The sequence below is a fragment of the Serratia sp. PL7 genome (assembly GCF_945957435.1).
In genome coordinates this window covers 56,024-70,272 of record NZ_CAMFLB010000022.1, presented here as the reverse complement: position 1 = coordinate 70,272, position 14,249 = coordinate 56,024, and the positions used below count along the sequence as shown (strand labels likewise).

Here is a 14,249-nt window from a genome sequence, read left to right as displayed (position 1 = left end):
AGCGATCTCCCTTGTTACGGTGAATTGTCATCAGGAAGGCGGGTAATCCGCGCCTGCCTGGCCTCGTCCTCATGCAGATTTTTAATGGTGGAATGCACGAATCCCAGATGAGATTTGGCCGCTTTACCCGCCCGTTCAGGATCGCCTGCCAGGATCGCCAGCAGCAGTTCCTCGTGCTGTTCAGTCAGCCGGGTGAAGATCGTCGGCTGGGTGTACATACGCTGGCGGCTATGCATGACGGAGGAGCGCATCAAATCGAAAAAACCGCGCATGGTTTGCAGTAACACCACGTTGTGTGAAGCCTCGGCAATTGCCAAATGGAAGCGCACATCCGCCTGAGCGGCAAGTTCAGGATGATCGCTCTCCTGAAGCGCCAACATGGCGTCAAAGCACGCCTGTAGCTTCTCTTTGTCTGCGGCGGTGGCGCGCATTGCCGCGTGCCAGGCGGTGCTTGCCTCAATGGCGTGCCGAGCTTCCAGAATGTCGTAACGATAGTCAGGATCGTCGGCAACCAAGGGTCTCAGCGGCTCCACGATGCATTGCTCCGACCAGGGGGAAAGCTCGTCGCAGACATAGGTTCCACCGCCACGTCGGCTAGTGAGCGTTTTTTCACCAATCAGCTTTTGAATCGCCTCACGTAAAGAGGAACGCGAGACGCCCAACTCGTTAGCCAACTGGCGCTCGGCGGGCAAGCGCATCCCCATTTCCAGTTGGCGCTCGCGGATCATCACCTTGATACGCTCAACCAAACGATCGGCCGAGCGTAGTGGATAAGTAGGTTGAAGATTTACGGTCATGGGATCATCCATGTTAGCCAGTAAGCCTGAAGCGTTGTAATAACCCCCACCATACAGGTGAAAATCAGGCTGTGTTTTACCGTAAAGCGGAACAGGTCAGATTCTTTCCCCACCAACCCCACGGCGGCACAGGCAATCGCGATAGACTGTGGTGAGATCATTTTGCCTGTGACTCCGCCGGTGGTGTTAGCCGCAACCAACAGCACATCCGAAACGCCAATTTGCTGGGCTGTGGTGGCCTGTAGAGCGGCGAACAACGCGTTGGACGAAGTGTCTGAGCCGGTCAGGAATACGCCCAACCAGCCAAGGAACGGTGAGAAAAAGGTGAACGCGCTGCCGGTATGCGCCAATGCCAGCGCCAAAGTTGCCGACAGGCCGGAATAGTTAGAAATAAAGGCAAAGGCTAACACCATGCCAATGGAATAGATGGGCAGCATCAACGCCTTTAGCGTTTCAGCAAGTGTGGTGAGCGCATCTTTGGGCTTCATGCGCAGGTAAATCACCGAGGCGATCGCAGCAACCATAATGGCGGTGCCGGTGGCAGAGAACCAGTCAAGTTTGAAAACGGCGGCATAAGGCGTGATGTTTGCCACCACCGGCGGCATTTTGGCGACCAGCTTATCCAGAAAAGGCACCGGAATAGAGAGTACCCAATCGTACAGCGCACCACCTTGAGCGAACAACGCTTTAAACGGCGGGATGCTCCACAAGGTGACCGTAGCAGTCAGGAAAATAAACGGCATCCAGGCGCGAATAATCTGCCCTAAAGCATAGTGTTGCTGCACCAGCGTTTGGTCGACGACGGCACCTTCGGCATTATCAAAGCGGAACAGGCGTTTTGGCTGCCAGACACGGAGAAACAGCGTCAGGCATACCAGTGAAACCAGCGAGGAGATGATGTCTGGCAACTCTGGCCCAAGAAAGTTGGAGCTGAGATACTGCGCCAAGGCAAAGCTTCCCCCCGCCACAACCACCGCAGGCCAGGTTTCTTTAATGCCGCGCCAACCGTCCATAATCGCCATGATCCAGAACAGCACGATAATCGTCAGGAACGGCAATTGCCGCCCGACCATCTGGCCGATTTCAAAGCTGTCCAACCCGGTCACCTGACCCGCGACGATAATCGGGATGCCCATAGCGCCGAAAGCCACTGGAGCGGTGTTGACGATCAGACAAAGCCCTGCGGCATACAACGGATTGAACCCCAGGCCAACCAACAAGGCGGCGGTAATGGCTACCGGTGCGCCAAACCCGGCGGCCCCTTCCAGAAAGGCACCAAAACAGAAGCCGACGATCAGCATCTGTAAACGTTGGTCAGGGGTGATAGAGAGAATGGAAGAGCGAATGATGTCAAACTGCCCGGTCTTCACCGAAATCTGGTAGACAAATACCGCGGCAATAATGATCCAGGCTATCGGCCACAACCCATAGAAAAAACCATAAACCACCGCAGCGAGCGCTCGGTCAATGGGCATCCGGTAGAGGAATAACGCCACCAGCAAAGCTATCCCAACGGTTAACGTTGCTGCAATATGCCCCTTGAGCTTCAGTTTAATCAGCGCCAAGAAAAAAAACGCGATAGGCAGTGCCGCGATCGCACTTGATAGCCAGATATTGCCAATGGGATCATAAACTTGTTGCCAGACTTCCATGTAGATAACTCCCGCGATTATTCACTTACTCCTCCGCTTAATGGGTCGTACCAACAGGGCGAAGTCATATAATTGATAACCGATAGTTAACTTACTGTTAAAAACATGCAATGTGTCTGTTTGGTTTTTTGCCGTTTATGTGCCAGAGGTTCACATTTTTCCGGCATTGGTCGGACCAAAAGGGGAGAGGCGAAGGCAACTAAATATAAACATAGTGGGCAAAGAGCCCACTATTGGAGAGGAGAAAACGTTCGAGCTGGTGCCAGAATTAATGAATAAACACCATGTAGACCGCCGCCGCGACGATAAAGCGGTAGATGGCGAAAGGCACAAACGAGATACGCTTGATAAGCTGAAGGAAGGTCTTGATCGCGATTAGCGCTACCACAAACGCAGTGGCGAAACCGACGGCAAACATCGGCAGGTCATTGAGCGTCAGGAAGTGCAGGCTCTTGTACAGATCCAGGCCGCTGGCACCGATCATCATCGGCACCGCCAGAATAAAGGAGAACTCCGAGGCCGCAAAACGGCTTACGCCAACCAGCATGCCGCCCGAAATGGTGGAGCCGGAACGGGAAAAGCCAGGCCACAGCGCCAGACACTGGAAGCAACCGATCAAAAAGGCCTGCCGGTAGGTAATATCATCCAGCCCGACCGCGCTTGGTTTTTTCGGTTTCAGCCATTCGGCGGCCAGCAGCAACAGGCCCCCGACCACTAACGCATACATCACGTTTTTCGGTTCAAATAGCGATTTGATCATGTCGTGGAGCAGCAGCCCTAGCGCCACTGCCGGGATCATCGCCAGCAAGATATGGCCTAACTTCAGTTGCCCTGCCGTCTGCCCTTCATGAGGTACCGGTTTGCCACCAAAGTGAATGCCGATCAGGCCAAACAGACGCCGCCAGAACACCACCACCACCGCCAGGATCGAACCCAACTGGATAATGACTTCGAAGGTTTTTGCCTTATCACCGGTAAAACCCAGCAATTCGCCAACGATAATCATGTGCCCAGTCGAGGAAACCGGCAGGAACTCTGTCAACCCTTCGACTACCCCAAGCACGAATGCCACAAACAATGAATGCATGTCCGCCATCAGACCACTACCCCATTTCAAATTTAAGGTACAAGCACAAAAAAGCGGCAATGTTCAATACCTTGCCGCTTAAACAATTCTAGTTACAGACCAGCATATCGGTCTTTAGTTGCATATTGGTGACAACTTGTCAGGCTGGACGCTGGCCGCGCTCGATGATCACCCCTACCCGGCTGGCATGCGCTACCGCACCTGGCTTACTGACCTTAATACGGACCCAGGGAGATTTAAAGCGCCGTAGCAAAATTTCGGATACCTCCTCTGCGACACGCTCCACCAACGCAAAACGATTGGGCTGCACATGTTGGATGACCGCATCGCTGATGTCGGCATAGCTCAGACAATCATTCACATCATCGCTGGCGGCCGCCTGGCGGTTGTCCCACGCCATTTCGATATCGAACACCAGCTTTTGCTGAATGGTTTGTTCCCAATCATAAACGCCAATGGTGGTGATCACGGTAAGCTCTTCAATAAATACGATATCCATCACGTCATTCTCAGTTTTTGGCCTTGCCGGATACCACTTCCGACGGAATATGCGTATTATCCATAGATGTTGCGAGTAAAACGACCATTATTAGACGGAACCGCGTTATGAGTGCTACCGCGCTTGGCATGATTATCTTCGCGTATCTGTGTGGCTCAATTTCCAGCGCGATCCTGGTTTGCCGGATCGCCAGGCTACCGGATCCGCGTGAACATGGATCGGGAAACCCAGGAGCGACCAACGTCCTGCGTATCGGTGGCCGCCTGGCGGCGGCTACGGTGCTGGTGTTTGATATTCTAAAAGGGATGCTGCCAGTCTGGTTGGCCTATGCATTCAACGTTCCACCGCTGTATCTGGGCCTGACGGCGATCGCCGCCTGTCTTGGGCATATCTACCCGGTGTTCTTCCACTTCCGTGGGGGCAAAGGCGTGGCGACGGCGTTCGGCGCCATTGCACCGATCGGCTGGGATCTCACCGGCCTGATGACCGGCACCTGGCTGCTGACCGTGCTGCTGAGCGGCTATTCTTCGCTCGGGGCGATCGTCAGCGCGCTGATTGCGCCGTTCTACGTCTGGTGGTTCAAACCGCAGTTTACCTTCCCGGTGGCGATGCTTTCCTGCCTGATCCTGATGCGCCATCACGACAATATCCAGCGCCTGTGGCGCGGCCAGGAAGGGAAGATCTGGGGTAAGTTCCGCAAGAAGAAAGACGGTGCTGTGGAACAGGAAGAAAAACCGGAAGAGTGATCAAGAAAGGCTGGAAACTTCAGCCTTCTAACCCCCCCCCAAGCCTCTAAACATATTGTGACCGAGCGTTTCTCCACATTTGAAGGTCTCGCATGGAAAAACACAGGGTCACAAGCCGCGCCTTTGGCTGACGCCCGCGATGACGGATCTCGCTTCCCCTGCGCACTGACGCCCCTAACCAAATCTTGCCATCTCGTTTGCAACGGAAATTTACGGTTTATGATCAAGAGTCAGTCTAGGGTTTGGCACAATCCCTCTCGGTGATCCAGGCAGGTAACCAGAACCAGGTAACCAATACCGCTTACGTTGACATTTCAAGCGGCAGCGCCAATCTGCCATACGCAGTGCGCTACTATGCAGAAGGTGCAACCCCGGATACCGTGGTCAGCAATGTAGTCTATTCTATTCAATATCAGTAATACCTTCCGGGAGGGGCATCCCCCCCTATCCCATATTGGGTTTGGAGTTTTTTATGAAACTTTTTTCTCAAAATATCTGCCAAATTTTTACTCTTACAGCCGCTACCTTATTCAGTGCTCACTCATTGGCTAGTGTCGTAGTAAGCGGCACTCGTGTCATTTACCCATCAGATGCTAAAGAAGTCAGCGTCAACATCAGCAACGTGGGCCCTTCGCCGGTGCTGCTGCAAGCTTGGTGACTTCGGTATCAAGCTCTTGAGGGGGCAAGGTGTCAAAATTTTTGCGGCATATCATCTGGGATCGCATCGCCCTTATGGGGATAGCGACACTCACAATTTTTCTGGTAGGTAGAGCTCAGGCTGAAGACGCTCCTACGCCACAAACACCCCCAGCAAATCTCGAATTCGATTCGTCGTTCCTGAATGTTGATGATGAGGCATCGGTAGATCTCAGCCGTTTTGCCGAGGGTGCCTCTGCTCTGCCGGGCATTTACAAAACCGCACTGTACGTCAATGATCAACTAATCAGTAACACCGATATTGAATTCAAGCCACGGGCCGACAAGTCGGTCTATCCCTGTCTGACCAGCGACATCATTAAAAATATCGCCTTCAACTACGAGAAGCTGCCGCCAGACTTTTTTAGTCGACAGGCCGACAGTGACATGTGCCTGGATCTACAACAAAAACTACCAGAAGCGCAGGTCAACTTCGACAGCAATGAACAACGTCTGGATATCATCATCCCCCAGATTTACATGCTGAATGTCGCCCGGGGTACCGTTAGTCCAGACCTCTGGGACAGTGGGATCCCCGCCTTCCTGCTTGGCTATAACGTCAATGGTTATACCAGCGAGTCGCATGGCGAAAGCTTCAACTCGTTGTTTGCCGGCGTAAACGCCGGGTTGAATCTGGGGGCCTGGTATCTGCGCCACAACGGCTCCTATAACCAGATGAGCAACGGGCCAAGCCAATACACCAGTATCAATTCTTACCTGCAGCGTGATATCCCACAATTAAAGGGCCGCATGCTTTTGGGTGAGTCGAATACCACCGGCCAGCTGTTTGATACATTGCCCTTTACCGGTGTGCAACTGGCCACCGACGAACGGATGTTACCGGAGTCTCAGCGCGGTTATGCACCGGAAATTCGAGGGATTGCCCGGACAAACGCGCGAGTGACGGTAACCCAGAATGGCCAGGTATTGTATGAAACGACCGTCACGCCTGGGGAATTCCTGATCAATGACCTGTACCCAACCGGCTATGGTGGCGATCTTGTCGTCACCGTGCGTGAGTCTGATGGTACCGAACAAACCTTCAGCGTACCCTATGCCTCGGTAGCCCAGTTGCTCAGACCGGGATCGTCACGGTATGCGATCACCGCTGGTGAGCTGCGTGGGGAAAACCTGCGTGAGAAGCCTGCACTGCTCCAGACCATCTGTCAATATGGGATCAACAACGCCATCACCGGTTATGGCGGCATTCAGGCCAGCCAAGATTATTACGCCTTACAGCTCGGGGCCGCTTTTGGCCTGCCGATTGGAGCTCTGGCCCTTGACGTTACCCAGGCTCAGACACAGCTGAATGACAGTACTAATATGGATGGGTTACATCGCTCTGGTGGCTCCCTGAGTGGGCAAAGATACCAACTCACTTACAGCAAGCTGATTAGTGAGACCAACAGCAACCTTTCCGTCGTGCTGCATCACTCCTCTTCGCAAGGCTACATGGACTTTTTGACGGCCATGCAAACACGAAATGCCGTAGAGCAAGGGTACGATCCGGATACGATATACCGCATTAAAGATCGCCTGACTCTGACTGCCGGGCAGGGACTGCCGGATAACTGGGGGCAGTTGTATGTCAGCGGGTCGGTGCAAAATTACTGGAACCAGGATGGCAGCGATATGCAGTACCAGGTGGGATACAATAACCGATACAAAAGTCTCTCCTATGGCATCAGTGCCAACCGTAGCCATTCCAGTCTGGGCACAATGCAGACCAACTTCCTGTTGAGTTTCAGCCTGCCTCTGGGACGGGATGACCAAACCCACACACCTCAGTTGCGTATGGACCTGTCCCACGATAGCAGTGGCCGCGATGGCCAACAGGCCACCGTTTCAGGTAGCGCCGGAGCAGAAAACCAGTTCAGCTATGGGCTAACCGCCATGAACGCTAACCAGGGGATGGGCACCAGTGGCTCCGTGAGCGGCAACTACCGTAGCCCAGTCTCAGCATTGAGTGGAACCTACAGTACGGGACGAGGCTACCAGAGCGGATCGGCTGGCATGACTGGTACGCTGATCGGCCATGCAGGGGGGCTGACCTTCACGCCATACACCTCGGATACTTTTGCTTTGGTCGAAGCCAAAGGGGCTGAAGGGGCCAGCGTGTCATCCTATCCGGGAGTGAACATCAACTCTCGAGGTTATGCATTGGTTCCTTACCTGAACCCGTACCAGATGAACGACATCAGCATTGACCCGAAAGGCACTGCGTCCGATGTCGAGCTGAACAATACCAGCCAGAAGGTGGCACCGTATTCCGGTGCAGTGGTGAAACTACAATACGCCACCAAACGGGGTACACCGATCCTGATTAATGCCACCTATCAAGAGGGGCCGGTTCCCTTTGGGGCCGACGTTTTTGATAGCAAAGGCAACAGCGTGGGGTCCGTGGGACAAGGTGGGCAAGTCTATGCCCGTGTCGCGGAAGACAAAGGGCTACTCACGGTCAAATGGGGTGAGAACAACAACATGCAATGCATCATCGGATATATGCTAATGCCTGAGGCAAGAGACGGTACTATGATGTCCATTCAGGTCTTCGACTCGGAATGTCAATAGAGAACCGGTGCCCCCGCTCTTTGGCTGCTGTCGGTATAGCGAAAAGGCATAAACCAGCGGTATGCAGGGCCGGGATTCCGGCCCTTGGCTTTTACACCGCAGGCAGCTCTGCCAGCGGCCAACGTGGGCGTACGGTAACGCCCAACTCCGGGTTACCGCCGTTTTTCATTCGAACCATCCCGGCATAAGCGATCATGGCCCCATTGTCGGTGCAGAATTCCGGGCGGGCATAGAACACTTCGCCACCGCGTTTTTTCATCAATTCAGCCAGCTTGCTGCGCAACGTGCGGTTGGCGCTGACGCCACCGGCCATCACCAGGCGTTTAAATCCAGTCTGCTCCAGCGCGCGTTTGCATTTGATCGCCAGCGTATCCACCACCGCATCTTCAAAGGCACGGGCAATGTCGGCACGGGTTTGATCATCGTTGCCGTTAGAGCGGATAGTATTGGCCGCAAAGGTCTTCAGGCCGGAGAAACTGAAATCCAGCCCTGGGCGGTCCGTCATTGGGCGTGGGAAGGTAAAACGCCCTTCCGTGCCCTGCTGCGCCATTTTCGACAGCATCGGCCCGCCGGGATAATCCAGCCCTAACAGCTTGGCGGTTTTGTCGAACGCTTCGCCAGCGGCGTCGTCGACCGACTCCCCCAGCAAGGTATATTCACCGATCCCGGTCACGCTGATCAGTTGGGTATGGCCACCAGACACCAGCAGCGCCACAAACGGAAATGCGGGCGGATTATCTTCCAGCATCGGTGCCAGCAAGTGGCCTTCCATATGATGTACCGGCACCGCAGGCACACCCCAGGCAAACGCCAACGCGCGGCCAATGGTTGCCCCGACCAACAAGGCCCCCACCAGACCCGGCCCGGCGGTGTACGCCACGCCATCGATATCGCCAGGCTTCAGGTTCGCCTCTTTCAGTGCAGCCTGGATCAGCGGCACGGTCTTGCGCACGTGATCGCGAGAAGCCAGCTCCGGCACCACGCCGCCGTAATCGGCATGCAGTTTCACCTGGCTGTAGAGTTGGTTGGCTAACAAACCGGCTTGATCGTCATACACTGCAATACCGGTTTCATCGCAGGACGTTTCTATACCCAATACGCGCATTACATTTCCCATCATTCACGTGCGGCCGCCAGTTTATCACAATCAACGCCATTTACCGCCAGCCTGCTGCACCCTGGGCGCGATGGCGCGCTATGTCGATGATTCACAAGGTTGCCCGCCGGGTGATTAAAAACGAGCAATTTTTTCTGATTAGTCTATAATCGGCGGCCGATGCATAATTGCGCGAGTTTGCCGGAACGCGGCGTGTTTCAATTTGCTATGGTGCTTTACAAAGCAGCATCCATTGAAGTAAAATTCCGCACCATTTTGAAAAGGCTGGCGCTTGGCCAGCAGCAAACCGAATTCTATTGAGGTGAGAGGCACATGCCGGTAATTAAAGTACGTGAAAACGAGCCATTTGACGTTGCACTGCGTCGTTTCAAGCGTTCCTGCGAAAAAGCAGGTGTTTTAGCTGAAGTTCGTCGTCGTGAGTTCTATGAAAAACCGACTACCGAACGTAAACGCGCTAAAGCTTCTGCAGTAAAACGCCACGCGAAGAAACTGGCTCGCGAAAACGCACGCCGCACTCGTCTGTATTAATCCTTCGGGGGTAACCCCACCGCGTGATTTTTTTCTTTTTCAAGAACACGCAGACCGAGTAGTTGCATACGAAGGCCGTGCTTTCCGAAAGGAATGCGCGGCTTGTTCTCGTTTATAGGCAATCGTAACAGGGGCTTATGGCTGGACGAATTCCGCGTGTATTTATCAATGACTTGCTGGCTCGTACCGACATCGTCGATCTGATCGACGCCCGGGTAAAGCTTAAAAAGCAGGGCAAGAACTATCACGCGTGCTGTCCGTTCCACCACGAAAAAACGCCTTCATTCACCGTTAATGGCGACAAACAGTTTTATCACTGTTTTGGTTGTGGAGCGCACGGTAACGCCGTCGACTTCCTGATGAATTACGACAGACTCGAGTTTGTCGAAACCATTGAGGAACTGGCCACCATGCACGGGCTGGAAGTGCCTTACGAGGCAGGCACCGGACCGACGCCAATCGAACGCCATCAGCGTCAAAGCCTATATCAACTGATGGAACAGCTCAGCACGTTCTATCAACAGTCACTGCATCAATCCAACGGGACGCAGGCGCGTAACTACCTGCAACAGCGCGGATTAAGTGACGACGTTATCCGCCATTTTGCCATCGGCTTTGCACCTGCCGGTTGGGATAATGCGTTAAAGCGTTTCGGGCGTGATACCGACAGCCGGGCAGCACTGAACGATGCCGGAATGTTGGTGACTAACGATCAAGGGCGCACTTACGATCGCTTCCGCGAACGGGTGATGTTCCCCATCCGCGACAAACGCGGGCGGGTAATCGCTTTTGGCGGGCGCGTACTGGGCGACGGTATGCCCAAGTACCTGAACTCGCCGGAAACCGAAGTATTCCACAAGGGCCGTCAGTTGTACGGCCTGTATGAAGCACAGCAGAGCCATGCCAACCCGCAACGTTTGCTGGTGGTCGAAGGCTATATGGACGTGGTGGCGTTAGCGCAATATGGCATTGATTATGCCGTTGCCTCACTCGGAACCTCGACAACGGCTGAACATATTCAGCTGCTGTTCCGCGCCACCGATAACGTTGTCTGCTGTTACGACGGCGACAGGGCTGGCCGTGAAGCCGCCTGGCGCGCGTTGGAAACCGCACTGCCCTATCTGAACGATGGGCGCCAGTTACGGTTTATGTTTTTGCCAGACGGCGAAGACCCGGACACCCTGGTCCGTAAAGAAGGCAAAGACGCCTTCGAACAACGAATGGAGCTGGCGCAGCCGCTTTCCACTTTCCTGTTCGAAACGTTGATGCCGCAGGTCGACCTGAGCAGCCCGGATGGCCGTGCCAAACTAAGTACCTTGGCGCTACCGCTGATCACTCAGGTGCCAGGCGAGACACTGCGTCTCTACCTGCGCCAACAGCTAGGCAGCAAACTGGGCCTGCTGGACGATAGCCAGCTCGACAAGCTGATGCCCAAACAGGCGGAAAATGCGAATACTTATCAGGCGCCCCAGCTAAAACGCACAACCATGCGTATACTGATAGGATTACTGGTGCAAAATCCGCGTTTGGCTACACTTATCCCTTCCCTGGAAGGGCTCGAGCAGACTAAACAGGCGGGTTTACCGCTATTTGTTGAACTGGTGCAGACCTGTTTAGCCCAGCCGGGCCTGACTACCGGCCAGTTGCTGGAGTTGTACCGAGATAACAAATTGAGCCAGCAGCTTGAAACCTTGGCGACATGGAACCATATGATCGTTGAGGAACAAGTTGAGCAACACTTTTTAGATACTCTGACGAATCTCTATGACTCGGTGCTGGAAAAACGTCAGGAAGATTTGATCGCACGTGACAGAACGCATGGCCTGAATGCAGACGAACGCAAGGAACTCTGGTCATTACAACTGGCATTGGCGAAGAAAGACTGAATACCAAACGGCTTAAGTGCCGATAAATGCGAGGGCAGAGCCCTGCAATATGCCGCCACAGTGGGCCGCGGCAACAACAAAAACGCCCCAAATGCTATTGTTGGCGGTTTCGCCGACCGACACCAACCCAAATACTCTGAAGTGTGGATACCGTCTTATGGAGCAAAACCCGCAGTCACAGCTTAAACTTCTTGTCCAACGTGGTAAGGAGCAAGGCTATCTGACCTATGCTGAGGTCAATGACCATCTGCCGGAAGATATCGTCGACTCCGATCAGATCGAAGACATCATCCAGATGATTAACGACATGGGCATCCAGGTGATGGAAGAAGCACCGGACGCCGATGACCTGCTGCTGGCTGAAAACACCAACAGCACAGACGAAGATGCGGAAGAAGCTGCCGCTCAGGTGCTGTCCAGCGTAGAATCTGAAATCGGGCGTACCACTGACCCAGTGCGCATGTACATGCGTGAAATGGGTACCGTTGAGTTGCTGACGCGTGAAGGCGAAATCGACATCGCCAAGCGTATCGAAGACGGCATCAACCAGGTGCAGTGCTCGGTTGCTGAGTACCCTGAAGCCATCACCTATCTGCTGGAGCAGTACGATCGCGTCGAGGCTGGCGAAGCACGCCTGTCCGATCTGATCACCGGCTTCGTCGATCCTAACGCGGAAGAGGACATCGCACCTACCGCAACGCACATCGGTTCTGAATTAACCACCGAAGAGCAGGACGACGACGAAAAAGACGAAGACGAAGAAGACGAAGCTGAAGACGACAACAGCATCGATCCTGAACTGGCGCGCCAGAAGTTTACCGATCTGCGCGATCAGTACGAAGCCACTCGTCTGGTTATCAAAAAGAACGGCCGCAGCCACGCCAGCGCAGCAGAAGAGATCCTGAAGCTGTCTGAAGTGTTCAAGCAGTTCCGCCTGGTGCCAAAACAGTTCGACTTCCTGGTCAACAGCATGCGTACCATGATGGATCGCGTTCGTACGCAAGAACGTATCATCATGAAGCTGTGCGTTGAGCAGTGCAAAATGCCGAAGAAAAACTTCGTCACCCTGTTCGCTGGCAACGAAACCAGCGATACCTGGTTCGCAGCGGCACTGGCAATGGGTAAACCATGGTCAGAGAAGCTGAAAGACGTTAATGAAGATGTTCAGCGCAGCCTGCAAAAACTGCGTCAGATCGAAGAAGAAACCGGCCTGACCATCGAGCAGGTGAAAGACATCAACCGTCGTATGTCGATCGGTGAAGCGAAAGCCCGCCGCGCGAAGAAAGAGATGGTTGAAGCCAACTTGCGTCTGGTTATCTCGATCGCCAAGAAATACACCAACCGTGGCCTGCAGTTCCTGGATCTGATCCAAGAAGGCAACATCGGCTTGATGAAAGCGGTAGACAAGTTTGAATACCGTCGTGGCTACAAGTTCTCAACTTACGCCACCTGGTGGATCCGTCAGGCTATCACCCGCTCTATCGCCGACCAGGCACGTACCATCCGTATTCCGGTGCATATGATTGAGACTATCAACAAGCTCAACCGTATTTCGCGCCAGATGCTGCAAGAGATGGGCCGTGAACCAACGCCGGAAGAGCTGGCCGAGCGTATGCTGATGCCAGAAGACAAAATCCGTAAGGTGCTGAAGATCGCCAAAGAGCCGATCTCCATGGAAACGCCGATTGGTGATGATGAAGATTCACATCTGGGCGATTTCATCGAGGATACCACCCTCGAGCTGCCACTGGATTCTGCTACTTCTGAAAGCCTGCGTTCTGCCACGCACGACGTCCTGGCTGGCCTGACCGCACGTGAAGCGAAGGTGCTGCGTATGCGTTTCGGTATCGATATGAACACTGACCACACGCTGGAAGAAGTGGGCAAACAGTTCGACGTTACCCGTGAGCGTATTCGTCAGATCGAAGCCAAAGCGTTGCGTAAACTGCGCCACCCAAGCCGTTCAGAAGTGCTGCGTAGCTTCCTGGATGACTAAGGTTTAACGACCTCGTAAGAACCCCGGCTCGCCGGGGTTTTTTTATGCCTTATTTCAGCGCGAGGAATAGCTCGCGGTAACTCTCGGTAAGCTGCTCCAGCGTGGCACGGTTCAATCCGCTGGGATTAGGCAATACCCACACCTCGGTTTTACCCAGCATCATTTCCTGTCGCCCCCAGGCTGCATTACGCACGCCAAACGCACTGCTGAACGCCTGTTTCCCCAGGATCGCCAAAGCACGCGGTTGGTAACGCAGAATTTTTTCTTTGAGCACCTCTCCACCACCGCGCAGCTCATCACGTGACAGTTCGCTGGCAGCCACCGTTGGGCGCGCGACCAGAGCGGTGATCCCGCAGCCATTATCTTGCAGTTGTAGCCACTGTTCCGGTGCCAACTGGCGATCGGTGAAACCCGCCTGATGGATCACCTTCCAGAAGCGGTTACTGCCGTTGGCAAAGGGATAGCCCTGATGGGCAGAGGAAAGACCAGGATTGATGCCGCAGAACACCACCTGTAGGTTTGGCGCCAAGAGTTCCATGAGTATCACCAGTCCGTTAAAAGAAATTAACAGCGGTTATCGCAAAATCTGCCTGCAATTACAACAGGCTAGAACTGTGCATAAAAACATCATATGGTTTTATGGGTGTAGACCTGTATCCCATGATTACCGTATA

General features: G+C 53.9%; 12 protein-coding genes and 1 pseudogene. 7 read left to right on the top strand and 6 right to left on the bottom strand.

Annotated elements, in window-relative coordinates:
- Positions 1-14 precede the first annotated feature (14 nt).
- The 4 genes from lldR to folB form a co-directional block, all read right to left on the bottom strand.
- Positions 15-797 (bottom strand): transcriptional regulator LldR, encoded by a 783-nt coding sequence (lldR, locus tag N6G83_RS42810; protein ID WP_074031209.1) that lies wholly within the window; start codon positions 795-797, stop codon positions 15-17.
- A complete protein-coding gene (gene lldP / locus N6G83_RS42805) occupies positions 794-2,449 on the bottom strand; it encodes an L-lactate permease (protein WP_074031207.1) in 1,656 nt (551 codons plus the stop codon). The genes lldR and lldP overlap by 4 nt, the downstream gene beginning before the upstream one ends.
- A 268-nt stretch (positions 2,450-2,717) precedes the next feature.
- On the bottom strand, positions 2,718-3,545 hold the full coding sequence (bacA, locus tag N6G83_RS42800) for an undecaprenyl-diphosphate phosphatase (RefSeq protein ID WP_024528269.1): 828 nt from the start codon (positions 3,543-3,545) through the stop codon (positions 2,718-2,720).
- 130 nt (positions 3,546-3,675) lie between these two features.
- A complete protein-coding gene (gene folB, locus N6G83_RS42795) occupies positions 3,676-4,035 on the bottom strand; it encodes a bifunctional dihydroneopterin aldolase/7,8-dihydroneopterin epimerase (protein WP_024483059.1) in 360 nt (119 codons plus the stop codon).
- A 107-nt stretch (positions 4,036-4,142) separates the two neighbouring features.
- Between folB and plsY the strand changes: the two genes are divergently transcribed.
- The 4 genes and pseudogenes from plsY to N6G83_RS42775 all read left to right on the top strand — a co-directional run bounded on the left by plsY (position 4,143) and on the right by N6G83_RS42775 (position 8,048).
- Positions 4,143-4,781, top strand: a complete 639-nt coding sequence (gene plsY / locus N6G83_RS42790) for a glycerol-3-phosphate 1-O-acyltransferase PlsY (RefSeq protein ID WP_024528268.1) — start codon at positions 4,143-4,145, stop codon at positions 4,779-4,781.
- 242 nt (positions 4,782-5,023) lie between these two features.
- Complete coding sequence (locus tag N6G83_RS42785; protein WP_178380937.1) at positions 5,024-5,200, top strand: hypothetical protein; 177 nt, start codon at positions 5,024-5,026, stop codon at positions 5,198-5,200.
- A gap of 53 nt (positions 5,201-5,253) precedes the next feature.
- Positions 5,254-5,436: pseudogene (locus tag N6G83_RS42780) on the top strand (fimbria/pilus periplasmic chaperone); the annotation flags it as partial.
- Positions 5,437-5,513: 77 nt separating this feature from the next.
- Positions 5,514-8,048, top strand: coding sequence for a fimbria/pilus outer membrane usher protein (locus N6G83_RS42775; protein WP_211134505.1), 2,535 nt, complete (start codon positions 5,514-5,516; stop codon positions 8,046-8,048).
- Positions 8,049-8,139: 91 nt separating this feature from the next.
- Here the strand turns inward: N6G83_RS42775 and tsaD are convergent, their stop codons facing one another.
- Complete coding sequence (gene tsaD, locus N6G83_RS42770) at positions 8,140-9,153, bottom strand: tRNA (adenosine(37)-N6)-threonylcarbamoyltransferase complex transferase subunit TsaD (protein WP_065684694.1); 1,014 nt, start codon at positions 9,151-9,153, stop codon at positions 8,140-8,142.
- Between the two features lie 324 nt (positions 9,154-9,477).
- Here tsaD and rpsU point away from each other — a divergent pair, with 324 nt between their 5' ends.
- The 3 genes from rpsU to rpoD all read left to right on the top strand — a co-directional run bounded on the left by rpsU (position 9,478) and on the right by rpoD (position 13,575).
- Complete coding sequence (rpsU, locus tag N6G83_RS42765; protein WP_001144069.1) at positions 9,478-9,693, top strand: 30S ribosomal protein S21; 216 nt, start codon at positions 9,478-9,480, stop codon at positions 9,691-9,693.
- 137 nt (positions 9,694-9,830) lie between these two features.
- Positions 9,831-11,579, top strand: a complete 1,749-nt coding sequence (gene dnaG / locus N6G83_RS42760; protein ID WP_065684695.1) for a DNA primase — start codon at positions 9,831-9,833, stop codon at positions 11,577-11,579.
- 157 nt (positions 11,580-11,736) lie between these two features.
- Positions 11,737-13,575: an RNA polymerase sigma factor RpoD gene (gene rpoD, locus N6G83_RS42755; protein ID WP_024528266.1), complete on the top strand. Its 1,839-nt coding sequence runs from the start codon at positions 11,737-11,739 to the stop codon at positions 13,573-13,575.
- A 49-nt stretch (positions 13,576-13,624) separates the two neighbouring features.
- Here rpoD and mug read toward each other — a convergent pair whose 3' ends face one another.
- On the bottom strand, positions 13,625-14,113 hold the full coding sequence (gene mug, locus N6G83_RS42750; RefSeq protein ID WP_074031204.1) for a G/U mismatch-specific DNA glycosylase: 489 nt from the start codon (positions 14,111-14,113) through the stop codon (positions 13,625-13,627).
- Between the last annotated feature and the right edge of the window lie 136 nt (positions 14,114-14,249).

Bases quoted from the DNA above. Each gene is read 5' to 3' on its own strand.
- lldR (WP_074031209.1), bottom strand. From the start codon at position 797: ATGACCGTAAATCTTCAACCTACTTATCCACTACGCTCGGCCGATCGT.
- lldP (WP_074031207.1), bottom strand. From the start codon at position 2,449: ATGGAAGTCTGGCAACAAGTTTATGATCCCATTGGCAATATCTGGCTA.
- bacA (WP_024528269.1), bottom strand. From the start codon at position 3,545: ATGGCGGACATGCATTCATTGTTTGTGGCATTCGTGCTTGGGGTAGTC.
- folB (WP_024483059.1), bottom strand. From the start codon at position 4,035: ATGGATATCGTATTTATTGAAGAGCTTACCGTGATCACCACCATTGGC.
- plsY (WP_024528268.1), top strand. From the start codon at position 4,143: ATGAGTGCTACCGCGCTTGGCATGATTATCTTCGCGTATCTGTGTGGC.
- N6G83_RS42775 (WP_211134505.1), top strand. From the start codon at position 5,514: ATGGGGATAGCGACACTCACAATTTTTCTGGTAGGTAGAGCTCAGGCT.
- tsaD (WP_065684694.1), bottom strand. From the start codon at position 9,153: ATGCGCGTATTGGGTATAGAAACGTCCTGCGATGAAACCGGTATTGCA.
- rpsU (WP_001144069.1), top strand. From the start codon at position 9,478: ATGCCGGTAATTAAAGTACGTGAAAACGAGCCATTTGACGTTGCACTG.
- dnaG (WP_065684695.1), top strand. From the start codon at position 9,831: ATGGCTGGACGAATTCCGCGTGTATTTATCAATGACTTGCTGGCTCGT.
- rpoD (WP_024528266.1), top strand. From the start codon at position 11,737: ATGGAGCAAAACCCGCAGTCACAGCTTAAACTTCTTGTCCAACGTGGT.
- mug (WP_074031204.1), bottom strand. From the start codon at position 14,113: ATGGAACTCTTGGCGCCAAACCTACAGGTGGTGTTCTGCGGCATCAAT.